Raw genomic sequence first — 23,212 nt, 5'->3', positions numbered from 1 at the left:
TTCACGCCGGCCCCGACTGCCCAGTAGCAGCCGGGGCCGGTTGTTTTTTCGGGTGGTTTCTGCTTATTTGTTTGATACCCTGCTTGTCGCGCTTGTCTTTGCCCCTCCCAAATACCCCACCTTCTACTCAGCTGCCACCCGTTCGTCCGCCGGAACGGGTTCGGCGCGGGCGTAACCTTATCTTTCTTAAGGACGCTGCTACCCTGGGCCTCACGGCCTTTGGTGGTCCCCAGGCGCACATGGCCATGATGCTGCGCCTCCTCGTTGACAAGCGCCGCTACTTATCAGCGGCCGAGTTACTGGAGCTGACTGCTCTGTGTCAGATTTTGCCGGGCCCCACTTCTACCCAAACCATTACGGCAATTGGCTTTCGGCTGGGCGGCCCCAACCTGGCCTACCTTACTCTATTAGTATGGATGCTACCTGCCGTGACCTTCATGACGGTGGCAGGTCTCACGATCAGCTACTTAGACAAAGACCTAGTTGCACGGCTAGTGCAGTATGTGCAGCCTGTGGCAGTAGGGTTTGTGGCCTATTCTGCTTACAAGATTGCGGAGAAGGTTATTCACACTAAGACTTCCGTAGCGCTCATGGTTGTGGCAGCCATGCTGGTGTACCGCTTTCAGCTACCGTGGCTTATGCCTATACTGCTGCTGGCTGGGGGCTTAGTTACCACCTTCCGCTACCGCAAAATTCCTCAGGAAGATAAAATCCCGTTGCGGATTGAGTGGGCCAACTTTGCCCTGTGGCTAGGAATATTCGTGGGAGCAGCGCTGCTTGGCTCCTACACGAAACTATTGCCGGTACGGCTATTCGAAAACTTCTACCGCAACGGTAGCCTTGTATTCGGAGGCGGCCAGGTATTGGCGCCGCTGTTCTACACAGAGTTTGTAGAGTTTAAGAACTACCTCAGCGCCGAAGAGTTTTTGTCGGGCTATGGTCTTACTCAAGCGCTACCCGGCCCTAATTTTTCGTTTGCGGCCTACATTGGTGCCCTAGCCATGCGCCGCGACGGTAGCGGCTTCGATGGGCAGATTTTGGGAGCCTTGGTAGGTGCAGCAGGCATTTTTATGCCAGGCACCTTGCTTATCTTTTTCCTGATTCGGTTCTGGGACCAACTTAAGCGCTACCGGGTAGTAAAGGCTTCGCTAGAAGGAATTAACGCTGTGTCGGCGGGGCTGGTGTGCGCAGCTACTTTTCTGCTGTATCATCCTTTGCCCGATACGCCCGTGAACCTTGTGCTCATTGCCGTTACCTTTCTCGTACTACTCTGGGAGAAGATTCCATCGTACCTAATTGTGGGGGCAGCCTTGCTAGCCGGCATCTTGTTTTAGGAGTTACCCAAAAAGGAAAGGCCCCCTATGCTGACAAGTAGCAGCACGGAGGACCTTTCTTAAACTGAGCCAGTGTTTCGTTAGCTTTTTACTACTAACTGTTCTGGTAGGTGAAGCAGATAGTCGCCGTAGCCGCTCTTGCGCAGGGGCTCCGCAATCTTGCGCAGCTGGTCAGCATCAATGAATCCTTGACGGTAGGCTATTTCTTCAATGGAACCAACTTTCAGGCCCTGACGCTGCTCAATCACTCGTACAAACTCGCCAGCTTGCATCAAGCTCTCGAACGTACCCGTGTCAAGCCACGCTGTACCGCGGCCTAAGATGCCTACTTTGAGCTTACCACGCCGCAGATATTCCTGGTTTACGTCGGTGATTTCGTACTCACCGCGAGGGCTAGGCTTCAGGTTACGAGCAATTTCTACCACATCATTATCGTAGAAATATAGACCAGGCACAGCGTAGTTGCTTTTTGGATGCTTGGGCTTCTCTTCAATGCTGAGGGCCGTGTTGTTCGCATCGAACTCTACCACACCGTAACGCTCTGGGTCGTGCACGTGATAGGCGTACACCACCCCACCATCAGGGCTATTATTGGCTTTCAGCAATTCTTCCATGCCTTCGCCGTGGAAGATATTATCGCCGAGCACTAACGCTACTTTGTCGTCGCCAATGAAGTCGGCACCAAGCACGAATGCTTGCGCTAGACCATTGGGAACCTCCTGCACTACATATTGGAAATTGCAGCCCAAGTTCTTTCCGTCGCCAAGTAGCTTCCGGAATTGATCTTGGTCATGCGGCGTCGTGATGATGAGAATGTCCTTAATTCCGGCCATCATCAAAATCGACAAGGGATAATAAATCATCGGCTTGTCGTACACGGGCATGAGCTGCTTAGACACAGCTAACGTCAGAGGGTGCAGTCGGGTGCCGGAGCCGCCGGCGAGGATGATACCTTTCATATAGGAGCTTAATCTTGGTTCTTAGAAAGCTGTCAACCTGGGCACTACAAAAACTCGTGTTATTACGCTAAGCTACTGCCACCATATGCTTGGTAGCAGCTATCCTTTCTCCGTGCATAATGGAGCAGGCAAAGCAGAATTAATTGCGCTCCGCAATGAAAGCCTGGTTTTCCTTAAACCAAGCCAGCGTTTTTTGCAGCCCTTCCCGAATGCGGATCTGCGGGTTATAGCCAAGCAGGTTGTTTGCCTTGCTGATATCGGCCAAGGAGTCGCGGATGTCACCGGGGCGGTCAGGGCCGTACTCAGGGGTAATAGACGAACCAGCTTCTTCTTTCAGGATGTTGAACAAATCGTTGAGTGACGTGCGGTCGGCCACGGCAATGTTGTACACCTGATTCACGGCCTCGGGGCTCTGCACTAGGGCGGCTTTGATGTTGGCCTGCACGCAGTTCTCTACGAAGGTAAAGTCGCGGGTTTGTCCACCGTCACCATTCATGCGTGGAGGCTTGCCTTCTAATACCGCATCAATAAACAACGGAATAACGGCGGCATAAGCACCATTTGGATCTTGGCGAGGCCCAAAGATGTTGAAGTAACGCAGCCCGATGATTTCCATTCCGTACGTCTTGCCAAATACGTCAGCATACAGTTCATTGGCGTATTTGGTAACGGCGTAGGGCGAGAGAGGCTTGCCAATACGGTCTTCTACTTTTGGCAGCGCCTTGTGGTCGCCATAAGTAGAAGAAGAAGCGGCGTATACAAAGCGCTTTACGCCCGCCTCCTTGGCCCCCACCAACATATTTACAAAGCCACCTACGTTTACGTCGTTGCTTGTAATGGGGTCATTGATGGAGCGGGGTACAGAGCCTAGCGCAGCCTGATGCAGTACAACATCAATACCTTGGCAGGCATCAATGCACGTTTGCCGGTCCCGGATATCACCTTCGATAACGCGCAGAGCCGGGTTGCTCTCGAACAGAGCTACATTCTTGCGGAAGCCATTCGAATAGTTATCCAACACCCGAACTTCCTTGGCGCCGTACTTCAGCAGATATTCAACCAGGTTAGAGCCAATGAAACCGGCTCCACCCGTAACTAGGAATGCCAAGTTATCGAGTGGCTGGTCGTGAAAAGGGGTTTCGTACACGGTAGTGTTGAGCTGAGAATTTGATGATTTTTACCCATGGTGCTTCTGCTCCTGCGCAGTGATGCTGCCCAGGAGTAGAAGCCCTAGTAGCATATTAACGGGTAGCGTATTGCTGCTGATAGTAGCTTTGGTAGGCTCCGCTGGTCACGTGCTCTAGCCACTCTTGATTTTCTAAGTACCAGTCTACAGTCTGAGAAAGGCCTTCTTCAAAAGTTACGCTGGGCTTCCAGCCCAACTCCTGCATAATTTTGCTTGAGTCGATGGCGTAGCGCAGATCGTGGCCAGCGCGGTCGGTTACGAAGGTGATGAGTTGACGGGAGGTACCTTTTTCCTTACCCGTTTTCTCATCCAGCGTATCGCAAAGCAAGTGGATGAGGTCTAGGTTTTTCCACTCATTCACCCCGCCAATGTTGTACGTTTCGCCCAAGGTGCCCTTGTGGAAAACGGCATCGATAGCGGTGGCATGGTCTTTCACGAACAGCCAGTCGCGTACGTTCTCGCCCTTGCCGTACACTGGTACCGGTTGGTTGGTACGAATTCGGTGAATAGCCAGCGGAATTAGCTTCTCAGGAAAGTGGTTCGGGCCGTAGTTGTTAGAGCAGTTACTCAGCTTTACTGGCAGACCATACGTGTGGTGCCAAGCCCGTACGAAGTGGTCAGAAGAAGCCTTGGATGCCGAGTAGGGCGACCGAGGGTCGTAGGAGGTGCTCTCCGTAAACATTTCCGGGCCGAAGTCCAGAGAACCGTACACTTCATCGGTAGAAACGTGGTAGAAGGTTTTGCCTTCATAGCCCAGCGGCTTCCACAGGTTTTTGGCCGCATTCAGCAGGTGCACCGTACCCAGCACGTTCGTCTTAACGAAGGCTAGCGGATCGGTGATAGAGCGGTCTACGTGCGACTCAGCAGCTAGGTGAATCACCGCATCTGGTTCTTCAGTAGCAAAAAGATGGTCGACGAAGGCTTGGTCGGTAATATCTCCTTTCACCAACCGGTAGTTGGGCGCCGATTCAATGTCGCGTAGGTTTTCGAGGTTGCCAGCGTAGGTGAGGGCATCCAGGTTCAGAATCTGATACTCTGGATACTTCGTTACAAACAGGCGCACCACGTGCGACCCAATGAAGCCGGCCCCGCCGGTGATGATTATTTTCATGACGTTTTTACAGTACAGATGTAAAGATGTGCTGAGCGTTGTTACCTACTGAACAACGAGTTAGCTCATCAATGCTTGTTGCCATTTCCAGGCGCTGGCCAGTGAGTCTTCCAAAGACGTGCTCGTGCTGAAACCCAACTCCTGCACGGACTTCGTTACATCGGCATAGATAGCAGGAACATCACCCGGACGCGGTGGCCCAATTTTGTAGTTTAGTTTCTCTCCTGTGGCACGCTCAAAGGCCTGCACTACTTCCAAAACCGAGTTGCCGCGGCCGGTACCAACGTTGAAGGTATCCACCTTCTCGCCTTTGGCATCTAAGAGGCGCTCTACAGCCACTACGTGCGCTTTGGCCAAATCCACCACGTGCACATAGTCCCGGATATTGGTGCCATCGGGGGTATCGTACGTGTCGCCGTGAATTGTGAGTTGCTCCCGGATACCAGCCGCTGTTTGAGTCACGTACGGAATCAGGTTCTGGGGCACGCCCAAAGGCAGTTCCCCGATAAGGGCAGATTCGTGCGCCCCAATAGGATTGAAGTATCGCAACAGAATTGTGCGCAAGCTGGCCTCGGGTGCCGCTGCTACATCCCGCAGGATATCTTCACACATCTGCTTGGTAGCACCGTAGGGAGAGTTGGCCTTTTTGGTGGGCGTAAGTTCCGTAACGGGTAACGCATCGGGCACGCCATATACGGTACACGATGATGAAAACACCAGTGCTTCCACGCCAAACTCGCGCATTACCTGTAGGAGCGTCAGCAACGAACCAACGTTATTCTGGTAGTATTCGAGGGGTTTTCCCATCGACTCCCCTACTGCTTTATAGGCCGCGAAGTGGATAACGCCGCGCAATTTGCCCTCTTCGGCGAATACCGCGCGAAGCGCTTCGGCGTCGTTGCAATCAATGCGGTGGGCAGGCACCTTCACGCCCAGAATCTGTTCGATTCCTACTAGTGCCGATTCCTGCGAATTGCTGAAGTTATCAACGATGATTGGTTGATATCCAGCATTGTAAAGCTCCACAACTGCATGGGAGCCAATATAGCCCGCACCACCCGTTACCAGTATTTTTGTCCGATCCATAGATGCTAAATGTGAAGTGGTGAGCTGATGGCTTGCGAAAGTAGAAGTGAGAAGAGGTCATTAGCACAACAATTTATCAGACCAGCAACTCACCACTTTACCTTACAGGCTCCAGTAAACGAGGTCCTCTATCTTGTTGCGGAACAAGCCTTTAATGTCAACTACAACCGCTGGCTGGTTAGTGATGGACTTAAAGTACGCCTCATCCAACTCTAGGTAGGGCTGGTGGCTAACGGCTACAATAATAGCATCGTAATCGGTACGCACTTCGTTTTCCGGTGTGAGGCGGAATCCGTACTCATGGTGCAGTTCCTCCGAGTCAGCGTGCGGATCGATGATATCCACATTAACAGAGAAGTTTTTCAGCTCCTGGATTACGTCTGCCACTTTCGAGTTGCGGATATCTTCCACGTTCTCTTTGAACGTAGCACCCATCACCAATACGCGGCTTTTAGCGACGTCTTTCCCCTGCTTAATCATGGTCTGCACCGTCTTGCGCGCGATGTAGGCACCCATGTTGTCGTTGGTGGTCCGCCCCGACAGAATTACTTTCGCATCATACCCGAGTTCTTTGGCCTTGTAGGTCAAATAGTAAGGATCTACCCCGATGCAGTGCCCCCCTACCAAGCCGGGCGAGAACTTCAGGAAATTCCACTTGGTACCAGCTGCTTCCAGTACTTCGTAGGTATTGATGTTCATGCGGTCAAAAATCATCGACAGCTCGTTCATCAACGCAATATTCACGTCGCGCTGGGTGTTTTCGATGATCTTAGCAGCCTCGGCCACTTTGATGCTGCTAGCACGGTGCACGCCCGCTTTTACTACCAGCTCGTAGGTTTTGGCAATTTCTTCCAGCGATTCGCCGTCGCAGCCTGCTACTACCTTCACAATGCTAGAAAGCGTATGCTCTTTGTCGCCGGGGTTGATGCGCTCAGGTGAGTAACCTACTTTGAAGTCTTCGGGGAACTTCAAGCCCGACAGCTCTTCCATTACGGGAATGCAGTCCTCCTCCGTGCAGCCGGGATAGACGGTGCTTTCAAACACAACGTAGTCGCCTTTTTTCAGCACTTTGCCTACCGAGCGGGAAGCGCCAAGGAGGGGCTTCAAATCAGGCTGGGCGTGCTCATCAATAGGCGTTGGCACAGCTACTACGTAGAAGGTAGCCTCACGCAGTACATCCAGAGAATCTGTGAACTCAATGTCTGTACCTTCGAAAGCACTGGCTTCCAACTCGCCGCTTGGGTCAATGTTGTTACGCATCATCTCCACGCGCTTGGCATTGATATCAAAGCCAATAACCTTGATTTTGCGGGCAAACTCGAGGGCAATGGGCAGGCCTACATAGCCGAGGCCGATAACGGCCAGCTTGGCCTGTTTTTGGAGAAGTTGTTCGTACACGACGTAGGGTCTTATGAACTTAAAATCTTAGATATTGACTACTGAAAATCTGAAAAGCAACTGCTTTACGCTAGCTGTAGGAACTCATGCGTGAGACTTTCCCCTCTAGCAAGCGGTAATTTTCTTTGCTTTCGGGACAGGTAGCATTGCCTTCGGCATCGAAAGTTAGTCGGTGCCCATACGCGCTAACCCACCCACGAGGCCGAGCGGGATTACCATACACAAGGGCATAAGGAGCTACATTCTTCGTTACTACTGAGCCCGCGCCAACAAAAGCATGTTCACCTAACTGCACACCACATACAATGGTGCTATTAGCCCCAATGCTGACGCCTTTCTCCAAACGAGTAGGCAAGTAGTGCGCAGGTCCGCGTCGCGGCACGGCAGCGCGAGGCGTACGAACGTTAGTAAACACGACCGAAGGTCCCAGAAACACATCATCGGCGCACTCTACGCCGGTATATAAGCTCACATTGTTTTGCACCTTCACATTACGACCTAGTCGTACGCCATCGGCTACAAACACATTTTGCCCCAAGGAGCAGTCCTCTCCCAGCTCAGCGCCGGCACTTACATGCGTGAAATGCCAAATACGACATCCATTACCAATACGGCAACCTTCGTCGAGGACGGCGGTAGGATGCGCAGTATACGCCGGAGGCTTATTCATACCGGAATGGTGGATGAGCAGATTTTCAGCCTGCAAAGGTAGGAGATTTGCCAGTTCGGGGCGTAGAAGTTTGGTCGTTTACACGATAGTCGTGCGGCCAAGCAAGTAATATGCCTAAAAGGGGGCCGTAGCATCTAGTTTTTACACGCTACTCACTGGTTGCTCTATACTGGCCAGGTGGCCCGCGCTATACGCATCTTGCCAAACAGATCAGCATGCGCGGTGGCCTGCTGATACCCCATGGCAGTAAGCAGTCGTACTGTTTCAGCGGCGTACTGCTCATTAATCTCAAAATAGATGCTGCCCCCAGGCCGTATTAGCGTGGTGCCTAGTTCAGCAATGCGGCGGTAGAATAGCAGCGGATCATTATCGGGTACAAAGAGGGCCGCGGCGGGCTCGTAGTCTAGCACGTTGGCACGCATTAGGGGGCGCTCCTGCTCCAGCACGTAGGGAGGATTACTTACAAGGACATCTAAAGGAGCGGGAATTCGGGGCGCAGCATGCAGAATATCAAGCTGTTGAAATTCGATGCTTACGCTGTAGCGTGCAGCATTGCGACGGGCTACTATCAATGCTTCAGCCGAAATATCGACGGCCGTGAGGCAGCTTCCGGGCAACCCTTGGGCAAGTGCAAGTGGAATACATCCACTACCTGTACCAATATCTAACACCTGAATGCCTGCTTTGCCGCGCTGTTCCTGCAATATCAACGCAACCAGTTCCTCGGTTTCAGGGCGTGGGATGAGTGTAGCGCGAGTTACTTCTAGCTCTAGGCCGGCAAAATGGGCTACCCCCAGCACGTACTGCAATGGCTCATGACGTAGGAGGCGCTCTTGTATAGTGGGGAAAGCGGTCAGCTTATCTATTGGTACCACCTCGTTAGCCTGCATCCGCCGCTGCAAGGGTGAGAGGCTCAATACATGTTCTACTACTTGCCCGGCCATTGCATCTGCCTCCGATGCAGGATAGATAGCTTGCAGGGAGGCTGACAAATCAGTGGTAAGCTGGCGAAGAGTAGACATACCGACAAAAGTACGGCACCTGCACCGGATGGTACTATTACGCCTACTTAGCTAGTAGTAGACTTCACGAAAGTCATCAGTGGGCATGCCGTAATAGTACGAGCCAGCGCTGGCAAAGTAGAAACTACTCTATCTTCACCACCCCACCAATTTCCGCCCTATGTCTCTCACCGACCTCGACCACCTGATGATGCGACGCGCCCTCGACCTTGCCCGTTTGGGCGCTGGCCACGCTCGTCCGAACCCCATGGTAGGCTGCGTTATCACCCACGAAGGCCGGATTATTGGAGAGGGCTGGCACCAACAGTACGGCGGACCACACGCAGAGGTGCATGCAGTAGCGGCCGTGACGGAGCCTCATTTACTCCCGCAGAGCCGGGTATACGTTACACTGGAACCGTGCTCCCACTTTGGCAAAACTCCACCCTGCGCCGATTTGCTTATTGCCAAGGGAGTAGCAGAAGTAGTCGTCTGCAATCTTGATCCTAACCCGTTGGTGGCAGGCCGAGGCCTCCAGAAACTTCGGGACGCTGGTATTCGGGTGGAGACCGGAGTGCTAGAGCAGGAAGGACGCTGGCTTAACCGCCGATTCTTCACTACGCAGGAGCGGCAACGGCCGCATGTGGTGCTTAAATGGGCGGAAACGGCTGATGGGTACCTAGCTGGTCCTTTTTTTCAGTCTGTAGCTATCAGCGGAGAGTTGGCGCGCGTGGCAGTGCACCAGTGGCGTACAGAGGAGCAAGCTATTCTAGTAGGTACCCGAACTGCCTTGCACGACAACCCCCACCTAAACGCGCGCGCCTGGCCTGGCCCCGATCCTATTCGTCTCGTCATCGACAAAAATCTGTGCTTACCTCTCTCCCATCACCTGTTTGATGGCCGTCAGCCCACAGTTGTTTTCACATATCGGGAGCGGCAAGCCAAGGAGAACTTAGACTATGTTCGCCTTTCTGAAGCGGCTGACTTATTCCCCCAGATTCTGCAGCACTTGCACCAGCGGCAGGTGCAGTCGGTTCTGGTAGAGGGGGGCACCACGGTGCTTTCCTCCCTGCTGAAAGACGGCCTGTGGGATGAGGCTCGCGTGATTCGGAGCCAGCAGCGGTTGGGCAATGGCATAGCAGCACCCCGAATGGGTATGATAGGATTACAGGAGCACTTCCACTTGGGGGATGACGAGGTATTTATCTTTCGGAACGAAAACTTACATAGCGTCACACCAGTTTCGTCTGTTTCATAGCAACCTAGGAGCAGCTTGGTGGCCTCATCCTGACCGCCTGCTCCTTACTACTTTTTACTCATGGCCGAAGAACTTCACCTCGATACCACCGTCAGCAAAGCAGAGCAATACCGTCAGTTGCTTCCCCAAATAGAAGCACTTACCTCTGGCGAACCTGATTTGACAGCCAATTTAGCTAACACGGCCGCCGCGCTACGCCAGGCGTTCAACTTCTTTTGGGTGGGTTTCTACCTAGTGAAAAATGAAGAACTAGTCCTTGGGCCCTTCCAAGGACCTATTGCCTGCACGCGCATCCGGCGCGGCAAAGGAGTCTGCGGCGCAAGCTGGGAGCAAGCTGCTACCATCCTCGTGCCCGACGTAGAACAGTTCCCGGGGCACATTGCTTGTAGCTCTGATTCCAAGTCAGAAATTGTGGTGCCCGTACTAAAAGATGGCCAGGTAGTAGCCGTGCTGGATGTGGACAGCGACCAACTGAACGACTTCGACTCCGATGATCAGCAAGCCTTGGAGCGGCTCATGCCGCTAGTAGCATCGTGGTTCTAAACGTATAGCTTGCCCGCTACACGCAGGCTTATAGCTAGTTGTTAATCTTACTCTTGTCTCGGCCATTGGGTATGCACTTTCTCACCCTAGGGTTCTTCGTAATCAGCCTGGGAAGCGCATGCACTAGTTGGGCACAGACGACTACCCTGCAGGGGGTAGTCGTGGCCGCTGGAACCAAAGAAGCTGTTCCTTTTGCGGTGGTAGAGCTGCGTAGCAAAAAGATAGGCACTCAGGCCAGCGCAACGGGCGGCTTCACTCTCCCCATACCACAGGCGCTAACCGCTTCTGACACTATTCACGTATCGGCTTTGGGGTATGTGGCGCAGCAATTCACGGGCGTCACCTCCCCCTGCAAATTAGTGTTGTTGCCCCGGGCGGTTACGCTCGAGGAAGTGGTGATTCGTGCACCGGTAAGTGGCAAGCAAGTATTCGGGCCTACTGCTCGCAAAAGCTACGCCTCTTGGGGCTCTACAGGTCGAGCTGCTGAGCGAGGCGGGTTTGAGGTAGCTCGTTTCTTTCACCCCGCTGCTGAAGGCACTATTCAGCGGGTGGCTTACTTCATTAGTGCCCATCAGGAGTGTAAAGGCCAATCTGGAGCTCCCTTTCGAGTACGGGTATACGCAGCCGACGGCCCCGATGGGATGCCTGGCACCGACCTTCTTACGACTACCATACTTACGGCGGCGAAACGCCCGGGCTGGCACACAGTAGCCCTGAACTCTGGTATCCAGTTTCCAGCCCAAGGCTTTTACGTAGCCATGGAATGGGTGTATACAGCCCCTCAGTTCTCCTGCAGCCGCACCATAGTATCGTCGGGCCAGCAAGCAACGCATATCAGCTACGGCCAACTGCTAGGGTGTATAGAAGAGGAAAAGCAAAACTGCTGGTACTACTCTCCTGGCTACGGGTGGAGGCAGCACCGCTGGCCTGCAAGCCACAGCAACGGATTTATAAACCCATTAATCCAAGCACAAGTAGAGCTATAAGATAAAGCAGCGGCCTTCCCTGATGAGGAAGGCCGCTGCTTTAGTAGGGCTTGATTGGGATATGCCTAGGGATTAGAACAACCCAGGTGTGGTGGCTTTCAGCTGAGCCACGATGGTCTGACCACCTTTTACTTTCTCGCCAATCTGTACTTTCACTTCGGTATCTACTGGCACGAAGATGTCTACGCGGGAGCCGAACTTGATGAAGCCAAACTCCTCGCCTTGGCTTACTTCGTCGCCCTCGTTCACGTACCACACAATGCGGCGGGCCATAGCCCCCGCAATCTGCCGGAACAACACAAAAGGACCGGCCTCCGATTCTACTACTACCGTAGTGCGCTCGTTCTTGGTGCTACTCTTGGGGTGCCACGCAACCAGGTAGTTGCCAGGGTGGTACTTGAAGTAGCGCACAATACCCGAGATAGGGTTGCGAGTAATGTGCACGTTAATCGGCGACATGAAGATGCTGATTTGCTTGCGCACGTCATCAAAGTATTCCGGCTCATGCACGTCCTCAATAACCACCACTTTGCCGTCGGCTGGTGCTATTACCAAGTCCTCGTGCGTAAACAGGCGCCGGGCTGGGCTGCGGAAAAATTGCAGCAGCGCCAAGAATACAATGACCGAAACGCCCGCAAAGACTTTGTTAAAGTCATTGTGCTCAGCGTTGATCCGGAACAGGAGCAAGTTGACAGCCAACAGGGCCAACAAGGTAAAGAACAGAATACGTCGTCCTTCTTTGTGAATCTTCATAAATCGCAGATTGACGCGGCATGTAGGAACTCAACAGGCGCCGGCGTCGGTCAATCGAACAGTAAAACTGGTACGTAAAGTTGCCAGGGGCAAAGGAAAGGAGTTGTTGTCAGCAGATAAAAGCAACCCGGGCCGTACGGTCCGGGTTACTGGGCAAACAAATATAGCAGACAGTATACGTTAGATTCTGCGAATTTGTGCTACTCGCAGAATGATAACGGTTTAGAAGCCACCGCGGAACTTATACGTCTGGGCTACCTTGTCAATGGCTACCACGTAGGCCGCAATGCGCATGGGGATGTTATACTTCTGGCTGGTCTGGTACACTTTCTCGAAAGCGTCGGACATGATACGGTCGGCGCGCTCCGTTACCATTTCCTCCGTCCACTTAAAGCCCTGGCGGTTTTGCACCCACTCGAAGTAAGATACCGTTACGCCACCTGAGTTGGCCAGAATATCGGGCACCACCATAATTCCCTTCTCATTAATGATAGGGTCGGCGGAAGCGGAAGTAGGGCCGTTGGCACCTTCTACAATCAGCTTGGCCTTGATATCGTGGGCATTGTGCTCGGTAATAACGTCTTCTACTGCGGCAGGTACCAGTACGTCAACGTCAGCTGTTAGCAGTTCGTCGGCGTGCTCCATCAGGGCAGCACCCGTGAAGCCATCAAGGCGGCCTTTATGAGCATTTTTGTATGCTACGGCCTCGTCGATGTTGATGCCGTTCTCATTCCAATACGCACCGCTTACGTCAGATACGCACTTGATTTTAACGCCCTGCTCACTCAGGAGCTTGGCTGCCCAAGAGCCTACGTTGCCGAAGCCTTGCACCGCCGCCGACGCCTGGCGGGGGTCCATACCCAGCTTTTTCATGGCTGCCAGCGCCGATACCATTACGCCACGACCCGTAGCCTCCGTGCGGCCCAACGAACCACCCATTACCAGCGGCTTGCCGGTAACTACGGCGGGCGAGGTAGCCCCTACGCGCTTCGAGAACTCGTCCATCAGCCACGCCATCTCGCGCGGACCCGTACCCATGTCAGGAGCCGGAATGTCGCGGTCGGGGCCAAACACGTCTTTCATGGCCATGGTGTAGCCGCGGGTCAGACGTTCAATTTCGCCGGCGCTCATGGTGGTAGGGTCGCAAATAATGCCGCCTTTGGCACCACCGTAGGGCAAGTCAACCACGGCGCACTTCCACGTCATCCAGGCGGCCAGGGCTTTCACCTCGTCCAAGTGCACATTCTTATCGTAGCGGATACCGCCTTTGGAGGGGCCCAGGATGGTGTTGTGCACTACCCGGTAGCCTTCAAACACGTGCACCTTGCCATCGTCCATGGTCACAGGAATATGCACAATAACCTGCTTATCAGGCGCTTTCAGTACGTTGTAAGTTTCATCGTCGAGACCCAAGATTTCAGTTGCCACGTTGAAACGTGACATCATAGACTCCAGGGGATTTTCGGCATCGACGCGGGGAGCCGGTTCTTTGTACACCGTGGTGGCAGCCATACGGGTGAAGGAATTGGGGTGGGTGAATAATATAACGGCGTCCAGTAGCGGTGGGAGCAATGGTCGCGCGCGGAAAAATTTGGGTGGGCAAAGGTAGCAGGTTTACGTGGAGTTGGGGGCTTGCGGTTCACTTAGCATATTACCGCATCCGACTACTCCAGCCGTAGCACACGGCCACCGTGCTGTTGAACGTAAAAAGCCAGCGCGTGGGGGCACTGGCTTTTTATATTTTTGTTATACCCGACTATCCCCAGATTAGCTGGAGCAGGGCCAGCACTGGTAGGATAAAAAGGAAGGCATCGAATCTATCGAGCAGCCCGCCGTGCCCAGGCATGATGCGGCCGGAATCTTTCACGCCTACACTACGCTTGAGCATGGATTCAGCTAAGTCGCCGAGCGGCCCGAAGATGGCTACTACCCCCGCCACTACCAAGCGGAATGCCAGTGAAAGCTCGGGCAGCAAGTAGCCCAGTGCCCAACCCATTGCCAGCGTGAGCAAGAACCCGCCGATGGCTCCCTCCCAGGTTTTACCGGGCGAAATTTTGGGAGCTAGCTTGTGCTTACCGAAAGTTTTGCCGGCCGCGTATGCTCCAATATCTGAAGACCATACCAGTAGCAGCAGGGCAAAAACCCGACGGTAGTCGTAGCCTTGGTTACCGAAAGCTACTACATTGAACAGGCTCATTGGCAAACTCACGTAGAGCAGCCCCAGTAGTGCTACCCCAACGTTGGCAAAAGGGGCTAGCTGTTGATTCTCACGCGGCCACGCGGCCATTTCCCGCAGAATGAGAATGATAGGCAGCAGCAGGATAATACCCAGCAACGCTTGCCCAGCAACGCGTAAATCACCTACCAGAACAAGGGTATGAAAACCAGAAGTATCCGTATCAACTCCTAGCGCCTGGCTTAAGGCGTACACACCCACAAAAATCAGCAAGCTGATGCTGCCGCCCAGGATAGCCCCGGGTTTGTAGCCTACCTCGCGCATCATGCGATAGAACTCCCACAGCATGCGCATCTGCACCACGGCAAAAAATAGGGCGAACGTCCAGGCGCTATACCACACACTGCCTAGGAGCAGGGCAGCCCCAATCAGGCCAAAAATTATGCGCTGAGCTAAGTTTGACATGGGCGGCTTGCCCGTGGGAGGTTCGGCGGGTGGGGAGGGGACGGGAGAAGTAGACACGGGAAATGGGAGAAATAAATACCAAGCAACACTAGCAAGCACCGAAAGCAGGCGGCGCTCCTACATGACGGGGCGTAAAACTACAATTTGGTGGCGTCCACGCCGTGATGGTTGAGGGTGCGCCCGCCCGAAGCAGCGTGAGCAGTGGCTGCCGCTACGCCCCCGCTACTTAGCGTGTGCATTTCGGTAGGCTCCTCGGCAATAGGATACGCTAACATGCGGCGGCGCAACGACCAAAGCAGGCTCGCACAGAGTACCAACGATGCTACTACCCAATACCACGCCATGCTTTCCGTCGAGTCGGGGTCGAAATCGGTGCTGGTCCACTGGCGTTGTTGGTTGTAGAGCAGCACTAGCTGGAAGGCGTTTTGAGTGAAGTGCGCGGCCATGGGCACCAGAATGTTACCGCTCCACAAGTAGAGGTAGCCAAATACGAGACCCAGAATAAAGCGCGGGAAAAACCCAAGTACTTGGAAGTGAATAGCGCTGAACAGCAATGCCGTTAGCCAAATAGCGGCTTCTGGCGAGCCAGACAAGCGGGTAAGTTGCCGTTGCACTACGCCTCGGAATATGAGTTCTTCGCCAATGGCTGCACCCGCCGCAATAACTACCAGCGCTATAATAAAGCGGCCCGTGGTAGTGAAGCGCGTGAGGAAGCGGGTGAGTTCCTGTAAGCGGGCTTCGGTGGCACGCGCTTCGGTTTCCCATTCCGTCAGAAAGCTTGGCAGGTGCAAGTTGGTGTTCCACTCCATAATGGCCGTCATGAGGGGAAGGGAAGCCAGCACCAGCACCATGGCCCCCAGCAGCCAGCCTACTGGAATGCGTCGGCGCGGGAAAAAGTAGCTTGATAAAGATGCCCCCTGAAGTGTGGGCAGCAGCAAGCCTCCTCCCACGAAGCCTAAGTAAGCCGTAGCTCCTTGCACCAGCATTATAATGGCCCAGCCGTAGGGTGAAGTAGCGGGCTGGGTCATGATGCGCTGCACCTCCAGCATATTAATCTCATACGCGAACTGACAGACGGCAAATGTCAGCAACAGGCCCACGCACCAGCCAGCAAACACCAGCCCCACGAGCAGAAGCAAGGTAAGAAGTGGATGCAACCGGCTAGAAACGAAACCTTTCATAGGAAGTTGGTGCTTAGAGCGTGATACGTGGTGCTCAGGTGCTGTTTTTACGGGCTCAAGGCCCAGGTGCTAAGCACCAAGCACTACCGACTAAGCACTAAGTCGTAAATTTGCGCAAAATACTAGAATAGCCTGCCGTGGTACACATTCGTAACATTTCCCTGCCTGATTTCCCCTTGCTACTCGCGCCCATGGAAGACGTATCGGACCCGCCGTTCCGGGCGGTCTGCAAGCAAGGCGGGGCCGACTTAATGTATACCGAGTTTATTTCCTCGGAAGGCCTCATCCGGGCGGCCGCCAAAAGCCGACAGAAGCTTGATGTATTCGACTACGAGCGCCCCATTGGTATTCAGCTATTCGGCTCCGATGTGGAAACCATGGGCGAGTGCGCCCGCATCAGCACCGAAGCTGGTCCCGACCTAATCGACATCAACTACGGCTGCCCCGTAAAGCAGGTAGCCTGCCGGGGAGCCGGCGCAGCACTGCTGCGCGATATTCCTAAGATGGTGCAAATGACCGCCGCCGTGGTGCAAGCTACCCACCTGCCCGTGACGGTAAAGACCCGCCTGGGCTGGGATGACACCACCAAGAACGTGGAGGAAGTAGCCGAGCGCCTTCAAGACATTGGCATTGAGGCCCTCACCGTTCATGGCCGTACTCGCGTGCAGATGTACAAGGGCGAGGCCGATTGGCGCCTAATTGCGGCTATTAAGAATAACCCGCGCATTAAGATTCCCATCTTCGGCAATGGCGACATCGACTCGCCTCAGAAGGCAGTGGAGTATAAAAACCGCTACGGGGTAGATGGTGTGATGATTGGCCGCGCGGCCATTGGCTACCCCTGGATTTTCCGGGAAGTAAAGCATTACGCGGCCACTGGCGAGCTGCTAGCCCCGCCCACGGTAGAGGAGCGGGTGCAAGCCTGCCGCTTTCATTTTGAGAAGAGCTTGGAGTGGAAAGGCCCACGTGCGGGTATTTTCGAGATGCGCCGCCACTATGCCCAGTACTTCCGCGGCTTAGAAGGTGCCCGCCAGTGGCGCACTCGCCTCGTGGACAGCAACGACCCGGCGGAAATTCACGCCATCATGGACGAAATCATTGCCGCCGAGCCAGTATTGGTAGCCTAGTTCTCCGGCTAGCCGTCCTGCACGGGTAGTCGAAGGATGTTGTTGCGTTACCCGCTCAACAGCATCCTTCGACTACCCGCGCAGGACGTACCTTTTTAATATTCTCCGTCGCACCACCCGCTCACCTTTATGTCCACTGCCCCCGCCCCGGCTGTTACTACTGCCCCTCGTCAGCCAGCCGTAGCGCCACCCCCACCCCACCGCACTCCCACCTCGGCCTGGGTGCTGCTGATTGTATTGGTTACCATCTGGGGCACGTCGTTCATCTTGATGAAGAAAGGGTTAGTGGTGTTTTCGGCGCTAGAGTTGGGAGCAACGCGGGTAAGCGTGGCGGCGCTGCTGCTGCTACCGTTTGCCCTGAAGCACATCGGCAAGGTAGAGCGCAGCCGTTTCAAGTGGCTGGTACTGAGCGGTGTCGTGGGCACGCTGGTCCCGGCCTTCCTGTTCGCCTACGCCGAAACCCGCCTGGCATCGGGCCTGGCGGGGGTGCTGAACGCACTGACGGCCGTATTTACCTTGGTGGTAGGAGCCGCCCTGTTTGGTCAGAAGCTCACGGGCTTGCGGGTACTGGGCATTGGCCTAGGGCTGGTGGGTACGGTAGTGCTCATGCTGCTGGGCGGTAGCGGCGGCGATGCTACCCCCTCGGGGGAAAGCAATGCTTGGTACGGCCTCTACATAGTGCTGGCAACGATGGGCTATGGCGTGAGTGTAAACGTCATTAAGCACCATCTGCACGGCATTCCGTCGGTAGCCGTTACGGGCCTGTTGCTGCTTTTTATTGGCGGGCCGGCGTTGGCTTACCTGCTGCTCGGCACTCAGTTTCTACACAAGCTAGCCACGGTACCTGGGGCCTGGACGGCCTTCGGCTATATTGCCCTCCTAGCTACCATGAGCACGGCCGTAGCAATGGTGCTTTTCAATAAGCTTATCCAAAGCTCCACGGCGCTATTTGCCTCTTCTAACACGTACCTAGTGCCCATTATGGCCCTTGGCTGGGGCTTACTAGATGGCGAGCAGTTCAACCTTTGGCACTTGCTGGGCATGGCAATTATCCTCGTGAGCGTAGCCATTATCCACCGGGCGAAGTAAAACCCAGCCTTCTGCTACCACCTGAGTTAAGGCGCCGCATAAGATGCAAGATGTGCATCATAGAGGCTGGCAGCAGATGGTTATGTGCTGCTAAGGGGTAGCCTCAACACACCATGCACTTCCTCTACCTCCCCTGCGGCTAGCAACTCCCGTAACACCGGCTCCAACTGCTGGCGCATTTCCTCGCTTAGGCGGTTGAACCCAAGCAGGCGTACCGCAGCCAGCAGGGCGGCATCAGTAGGCAGCACAAAGCTATGAGCCACTACAGTTCGGAGAGCAAGTGTAAGCTCTTCGGGTGCTACAAAGGCCAGCTTGCGCGAAATGGTGGGCAGACCAGTTCGACTACGGAGAGGAGGCCGTCGCATGGTATTTTCCCAGAGAAAGTCACCTTGGCGACGCAAGTGGCGCAGGTTCTGGGCGAGTAGGGCCGCATCCCGCACCGCTTTTCGTATGCGCGCCCCTACCTGGCTTGCGCCACTGGCATTAGCCAAGCGGCGCGTAGCTTCCTCTATATGTATTGGGCTTTCAATGCGCACAACCGAGGACAGCCAATTGGCCAACTGGCCCAAGCTGTGTTGATGCAGTTCCCGATGACCGACAGCAGCAGGTAGTTGCGCTACGTGGTAGGGTTCGGTTAAGGCAGCGGGGGTAATAGGCGCAGCCTCCCGTGCAATACCGTTCGGCATCACTGCCGGGGGCGCCTCTTCTCGCTCAGCCGACGTAGCTTGGGTTGCATGGCGGCGCGCTTGGTCAATGGCCTGCACTACCCGATCCATCTCGCGCTGGGGGTCACGTAGCCAGCCGGTGCTCCAAATGCGGTGTAGGCGCCACCCCATAGCTTCCAGTACTTGCTGGCGCAGCCGGTCCCGGTCGCGGGCGGAGCGGGCGCGGTGGTACATGGTTCCATCGCACTCAATGCCTAGCACGTAGCGTCCCGGCTGGTCGGGGTCCACGATGGCTAAGTCGAGGTAGAAACCCTGACTGCCTACCCGTGAGTGCACGTGGTAGCCGCGGGCCGTGAGGGCGCGGTACACAGCCGCTTCAAAGGGCGAATCGGTAGCGGGCCCCGCTTCTTCGTGCAGATTAAGACGGCCGTGCTGAGCAAAACCAAGGAAGAACTTGAGGGCTGCTACTCCTTTGGCGCTCGTGCGGCTTAGGTCGAGGTCGTCGGCCGTGAGGTTTGTGAAAACTTCGCAGCGCTGTTTGGCCCGGGTGATGAGCACATTCAGACGCCGCTCACCTCCTTCCCCATTCAGGGGTCCGAAGCTCATAGCCAGGGAGCCCTCTTGGGTGCGGCCATAGCCCACACTGATGAAAATTACGTCGCGTTCATCTCCTTGCACGTTTTCGAGGTTCTTGACGAAGAACGGTTCGTACGGGTGGCGGCGGAAGAACTCCTCCGTTTCGGGATGCTGGCGCCGCAATTTTTCTAGCGCATCCTGAATGGCTTGGCGCTGGGCCATGCTGAAGGCCACTACTCCTAGCGTGGAGTGAGGCGTGGTGCGGGCGTGCTGGAGCACGGCCTCGGCCACTGCCTGGGCCTCCAGGGGGTTCGTGCGCGTAGTGCCGCGCTCGTAATACGCAGCAGACAAATGATGATATACTAACCCAAGCTGCTCCTGGCTACCAGGGCTGGGGAAGATAACCAGCTTGTTGTCGTAAAACAGATGGTTAGAAGCCGCAATCAGGCTTTGGTGTAGGCTGCGGTAGTGCCAGCGCAACATGCCTTCGGGCATCTGGCGGGCTTTGCACAGCTCCAGAATGCTTTGCACATCGGCCGTTACATTTTCTTCATCGGCATCTTCTCCACTGTTCGTCAAAGAGTTGAAGAAAGACGTGGGCGGCAACTGCTTGGAGTCGCCGACTACCACGAGTTGCTTGCCGCGGGCAATAGCGCCCAGCGCGTCTACAGGCTTCACTTGGCTGGCTTCGTCGAACACCACCAGGTCAAACTCCAGGGCACCCGGCGGCAGAAAGCTGGCTACTGATAGCGGCGACATCATGAAGATGGGCTTAATGGCCTGCACTGCCCGCCCGGCCTGCTGCATAAGCTTCCGTAATGGTAGGTGACGCGCCTTCTTAGCGAATTCGTTGCGCAGCAGCAGCATTTGCCCACCAGCCTGCGGATGAGGAAGCTGCTCGTAATGCTGGCGCATGGCCCGTACCCGGTGATGGTAGAGCGCGTCGTGGTCGGCTTGGCGGAAGCGTGAGGCTGTTTCTTTGTGGCTGGCTCGCTCAAACTGACGCAACGGGGGTTGCGCGTAGGCCAGCTTGTGCAGCTGCTCCAGCCAAGTCTGGCGTATGGCCGCTACCAAATAGTGGGCAGCAGGCTCCCAGCGCTCGGCCAGGGCAGTCAGCTCCGGCATACCTTCTGCCTGAACACTAGCTGCCACGTTGTTCCATTCCACTAGGTTGCGCAACGCGGGTAGGTCAGCCGCCCAGGCTTGCAGAGTTGCTTGCTGACGGTTGAAGAGCTGAAACTGCAAGCGGCCATCCGGTCCGAAGCGTCGTGCTTCGTTTAGGTGTAGGCTACCGGCTACTGCCTGCACCCGATTGCGTTGATTGGCTAGGGCAGTTTCCAGCGCAGCCAACAATTCGGCTACCTCGCCGGGGTGAGCATTTTGCTGTAGGTAGCCAAATAATGCGGTGGGCAACTCACCCCTGGCTATTCGTTGCTGCGTCAGGGTTAAGTATTCCTGTACTTTGAGCAGTACGGGCCAGTTGGAGCGCGTACCTTGCCAGCCCGGCCCGAATAAGTGCTGCCCCAAGCCGCTAGCTTTCGCCAAGGTGTTGGCGTGGCGAGTTGCTTCATGAATAGCATCAATGACCTCTACTACAGCTGCTGCTGCATCGGGCAGTGGGCCGCGCCAGAAGCTTTGCAAGTGCTTACGGGCACGGCGGTAGTCGCCGCTGAGCAGGCGCCACCATTTGTCGCCCGTGGAGAGCAGGATGGCCCGCTCCGCAAGTAACTGCTGCTCCCAAGCTTCGGGCAGCAGTGTGTCTTCATGCTGCTTACGTAGCGCGTTGTAGGCTAGCCCCGCTCCTATAATTTCTCGAAGTGCAGTAGCTTGCTGGTACCAGGCCACATCCGCTACGGCCACTCCCGCTGGCATGGCGGGTGCAAGCTGGGCGTGGCGGGCGGCAGGTAGGAGCTGTTCGGCAGCAGTACGCTCCTCTGGGGTGGGCAAGCCAAGGTGCTGCGCCAATGCTCGGGCAGTTTCCTCCAGACGGGTAACGGCCACCTGCGCGGCACTGAGCTGCTGTGCCAACGTGGCCTGGTCGGCTGGTAGCAGCACGGTCAGTTCACTTCCCCAAAACAGCAGTTGTTGCGGTACTCCCATTTTTTGAAGCACAGCCTGTAGGCGGGCACCTAGGGCCTCGGCACGGGCGGCATCGGCATCAGTCCAGGTAGACAGAGTAAGAAAAGCAATCCGGGGTAGCTCCAGAGTGCCCACTTGCTCGCGCAGGTGCAGTAGCTCTCCGGCTACTTGCTGAGCAGTGCGCTGACTATGGCCCAGCGGAGCGTTTACGGCCAGAGCGTAGTTGTTCAGGAGGGCGCGGTAGTGGGGCAACTGGGCTACTTGGTCGGCTACCAGCGTAGCCGCAGCGGGCTGGCCCAGGCTGAGCGTGGCTTGCAACTCATCGTGCACTACCTTTTTATTGGCCTTGTGGCTGTGCAGCTCCAAGCAAGCCGCTCCAAGGCCTAGGCTATCGAGGCGACGCTTTACTACTTCCAGGGCCGCCATTTTTTCGGCCACGAATAGTACTTTCTTACCGGCGCCAATGGCTTCCGCTAGCAGGTTAGTAATAGTCTGCGACTTGCCGGTGCCGGGCGGGCCTTGCACCACTACGTTGCGGCCTTCTTGCACAGCCAGCAGAGCCAGTAGTTGCGAGCTGTCGGCGTCCAGTACTTGGTGCAGGCCGTGGGCGGCGCTTTCGTGGTCGAGGAAGGCCGTATCATCTAGGCTGAGTGGGGCATCCTGGAAGCCTGTATCCACCCCGAGTAGGGCCTGAATGGACGGATGCTGAAGCAACGATGCCTCCGCAGGCCAGGTTGTGGGGTCTAAGTCGCGGTAGAGCATGAACGTGCCGAAGGAGAAAAAGCCCAGCGCAATCTGGGAGGGCGCTACTTGCCAGCGCGGCATTTCCCGTACGGCTTTCCCCACGGCGGCAAGGTAGGCCGCCACCCCAGCTTCTTCGTCCCACTCCGGCAAGCTCAGTCTAAAGCTGGCCTGTAGCTTGGCTTCCAGAGAAAGGTTGCCTTCTACCTCTGCCCCCGTATACCGCAGCTTAAACCGCTCGGCTGCGGTGCCCCGTTCCACTAGCACGGGCACAAGCACAAGCGGGGCCTGGCGTGCCTCCCCGCTATTGGCGGCCTCGTACCAAGTCAGCATGCCCAAGGCCAGATACAGACTATTTACACCCCGTTCTTCCAGGCTGGTGCGGGCAGCATAGTAGGTATTGAGCAGACGCCTTTCCAGCCGGGCCGGGGGCTCGGCTGTTTGCAGCTTGTTGTCGGTGGTTGCGGGTAGGCGTCGGGCCGTCGTTGGTAGCTCAGCAGGTGTCTCTATTGTCTTGTAGTCGGCAGATGCAGAATCAGGCTGCTCAACTTTCTCGCCACTACCGGCATGCACATCTACCCTTTCCTCTCTGCCTATTTGGGGCGCTGGTGCCGCTTGGAAATACATGGCTTTGCCTTGGCGTACCAGCACCTCATATACCGCCGCGGCCTCTTCCTCTACCACGGCCACCCCATGCGCCGCTGAGTGGCGAAAGTTGAGCATGGGGTTGCGCATACCCAGGTCAAGCAGTTCCCGACGCGAAGCTTCCAGGCGCGCTGCTAGCGAAGACGTGGTAGAATCAGCAGACATACAGGGCGGGGCCGCAGC

Annotated in this window: 18 protein-coding genes; 6 read left to right on the top strand and 12 right to left on the bottom strand. The window is 55.5% G+C overall.

From position 1 onward, the window contains the following. Positions 1-98: 98 nt before the first annotated feature. Positions 99-1,334, top strand: a complete 1,236-nt coding sequence (gene chrA, locus CHB83_RS14930) for a chromate efflux transporter (RefSeq protein ID WP_082455428.1) — start codon at positions 99-101, stop codon at positions 1,332-1,334. Positions 1,335-1,414: 80 nt separating this feature from the next. Here chrA and rfbA read toward each other — a convergent pair whose 3' ends face one another. From rfbA to prmC, 7 genes are all read right to left on the bottom strand, one after another. After that, positions 1,415-2,293 (bottom strand): glucose-1-phosphate thymidylyltransferase RfbA, encoded by an 879-nt coding sequence (gene rfbA, locus CHB83_RS14925; RefSeq protein ID WP_045688638.1) that lies wholly within the window; start codon positions 2,291-2,293, stop codon positions 1,415-1,417. A gap of 139 nt (positions 2,294-2,432) precedes the next feature. After that, positions 2,433-3,440 carry an SDR family oxidoreductase gene (locus CHB83_RS14920; RefSeq protein WP_045688639.1) on the bottom strand — a complete coding sequence of 336 codons (1,008 nt, stop codon included), beginning with the start codon at positions 3,438-3,440 and terminating at the stop codon, positions 2,433-2,435. A gap of 94 nt (positions 3,441-3,534) precedes the next feature. Then, on the bottom strand, positions 3,535-4,590 hold the full coding sequence (gene rfbB, locus CHB83_RS14915; RefSeq protein WP_055562365.1) for a dTDP-glucose 4,6-dehydratase: 1,056 nt from the start codon (positions 4,588-4,590) through the stop codon (positions 3,535-3,537). A gap of 60 nt (positions 4,591-4,650) precedes the next feature. Beyond that, positions 4,651-5,676, bottom strand: coding sequence for a UDP-glucose 4-epimerase GalE (gene galE, locus CHB83_RS14910; RefSeq protein WP_089333201.1), 1,026 nt, complete (start codon positions 5,674-5,676; stop codon positions 4,651-4,653). Positions 5,677-5,778: 102 nt separating this feature from the next. Further along, a complete protein-coding gene (locus CHB83_RS14905; protein WP_089333200.1) occupies positions 5,779-7,074 on the bottom strand; it encodes a nucleotide sugar dehydrogenase in 1,296 nt (431 codons plus the stop codon). Between the two features lie 70 nt (positions 7,075-7,144). Further along, complete coding sequence (locus CHB83_RS14900; protein ID WP_045688642.1) at positions 7,145-7,744, bottom strand: acyltransferase; 600 nt, start codon at positions 7,742-7,744, stop codon at positions 7,145-7,147. Between the two features lie 164 nt (positions 7,745-7,908). Then, positions 7,909-8,766, bottom strand: coding sequence for a peptide chain release factor N(5)-glutamine methyltransferase (gene prmC, locus CHB83_RS14895; RefSeq protein WP_089333199.1), 858 nt, complete (start codon positions 8,764-8,766; stop codon positions 7,909-7,911). A gap of 160 nt (positions 8,767-8,926) precedes the next feature. On the opposite strand from prmC, the gene ribD reads away from it, so the two are divergent. From ribD to CHB83_RS14880, 3 genes are all read left to right on the top strand, one after another. Further along, positions 8,927-10,003 carry a bifunctional diaminohydroxyphosphoribosylaminopyrimidine deaminase/5-amino-6-(5-phosphoribosylamino)uracil reductase RibD gene (gene ribD / locus CHB83_RS14890; RefSeq protein ID WP_089333198.1) on the top strand — a complete coding sequence of 359 codons (1,077 nt, stop codon included), beginning with the start codon at positions 8,927-8,929 and terminating at the stop codon, positions 10,001-10,003. Between the two features lie 60 nt (positions 10,004-10,063). After that, complete coding sequence (locus CHB83_RS14885; RefSeq protein WP_045688645.1) at positions 10,064-10,546, top strand: GAF domain-containing protein; 483 nt, start codon at positions 10,064-10,066, stop codon at positions 10,544-10,546. A gap of 71 nt (positions 10,547-10,617) precedes the next feature. Then, a complete protein-coding gene (locus CHB83_RS14880) occupies positions 10,618-11,532 on the top strand; it encodes a carboxypeptidase-like regulatory domain-containing protein (RefSeq protein ID WP_089333197.1) in 915 nt (304 codons plus the stop codon). Positions 11,533-11,604: 72 nt separating this feature from the next. Here CHB83_RS14880 and CHB83_RS14875 read toward each other — a convergent pair whose 3' ends face one another. From CHB83_RS14875 to CHB83_RS14860, 4 genes are all read right to left on the bottom strand, one after another. Continuing rightward, complete coding sequence (locus tag CHB83_RS14875; protein WP_045688647.1) at positions 11,605-12,285, bottom strand: phosphatidylserine decarboxylase family protein; 681 nt, start codon at positions 12,283-12,285, stop codon at positions 11,605-11,607. 222 nt (positions 12,286-12,507) lie between these two features. After that, positions 12,508-13,797: a Glu/Leu/Phe/Val family dehydrogenase gene (locus CHB83_RS14870; protein WP_045688652.1), complete on the bottom strand. Its 1,290-nt coding sequence runs from the start codon at positions 13,795-13,797 to the stop codon at positions 12,508-12,510. Positions 13,798-14,041: 244 nt separating this feature from the next. Then, positions 14,042-14,983 (bottom strand): phosphatidate cytidylyltransferase, encoded by a 942-nt coding sequence (locus tag CHB83_RS14865; protein WP_089333196.1) that lies wholly within the window; start codon positions 14,981-14,983, stop codon positions 14,042-14,044. 80 nt (positions 14,984-15,063) lie between these two features. Further along, the gene (locus tag CHB83_RS14860) at positions 15,064-16,107 is read right to left on the bottom strand and encodes a CPBP family intramembrane glutamic endopeptidase (RefSeq protein ID WP_089333195.1); all 1,044 of its coding nucleotides are present in this window, start codon (positions 16,105-16,107) and stop codon (positions 15,064-15,066) included. A 137-nt stretch (positions 16,108-16,244) separates the two neighbouring features. On the opposite strand from CHB83_RS14860, the gene dusB reads away from it, so the two are divergent. Beyond that, positions 16,245-17,234, top strand: a complete 990-nt coding sequence (dusB, locus tag CHB83_RS14855; protein WP_089333194.1) for a tRNA dihydrouridine synthase DusB — start codon at positions 16,245-16,247, stop codon at positions 17,232-17,234. A 129-nt stretch (positions 17,235-17,363) separates the two neighbouring features. After that, entirely contained in the window at positions 17,364-18,323 is a 960-nt protein-coding gene (locus CHB83_RS14850) for a DMT family transporter (protein ID WP_089333193.1), read from the top strand. Between the two features lie 80 nt (positions 18,324-18,403). On the opposite strand, the gene CHB83_RS14845 is transcribed toward CHB83_RS14850, so the two are convergent. After that, on the bottom strand, positions 18,404-23,194 hold the full coding sequence (locus tag CHB83_RS14845) for a DUF3320 domain-containing protein (RefSeq protein WP_089333192.1): 4,791 nt from the start codon (positions 23,192-23,194) through the stop codon (positions 18,404-18,406). Positions 23,195-23,212 lie beyond the last annotated feature (18 nt).

This window comes from Hymenobacter mucosus (genome assembly GCF_900188255.1).
GTDB lineage: Bacteria > Bacteroidota > Bacteroidia > Cytophagales > Hymenobacteraceae > Hymenobacter > Hymenobacter mucosus.
This window is presented reverse-complemented; position numbering and strand designations above follow the sequence as displayed.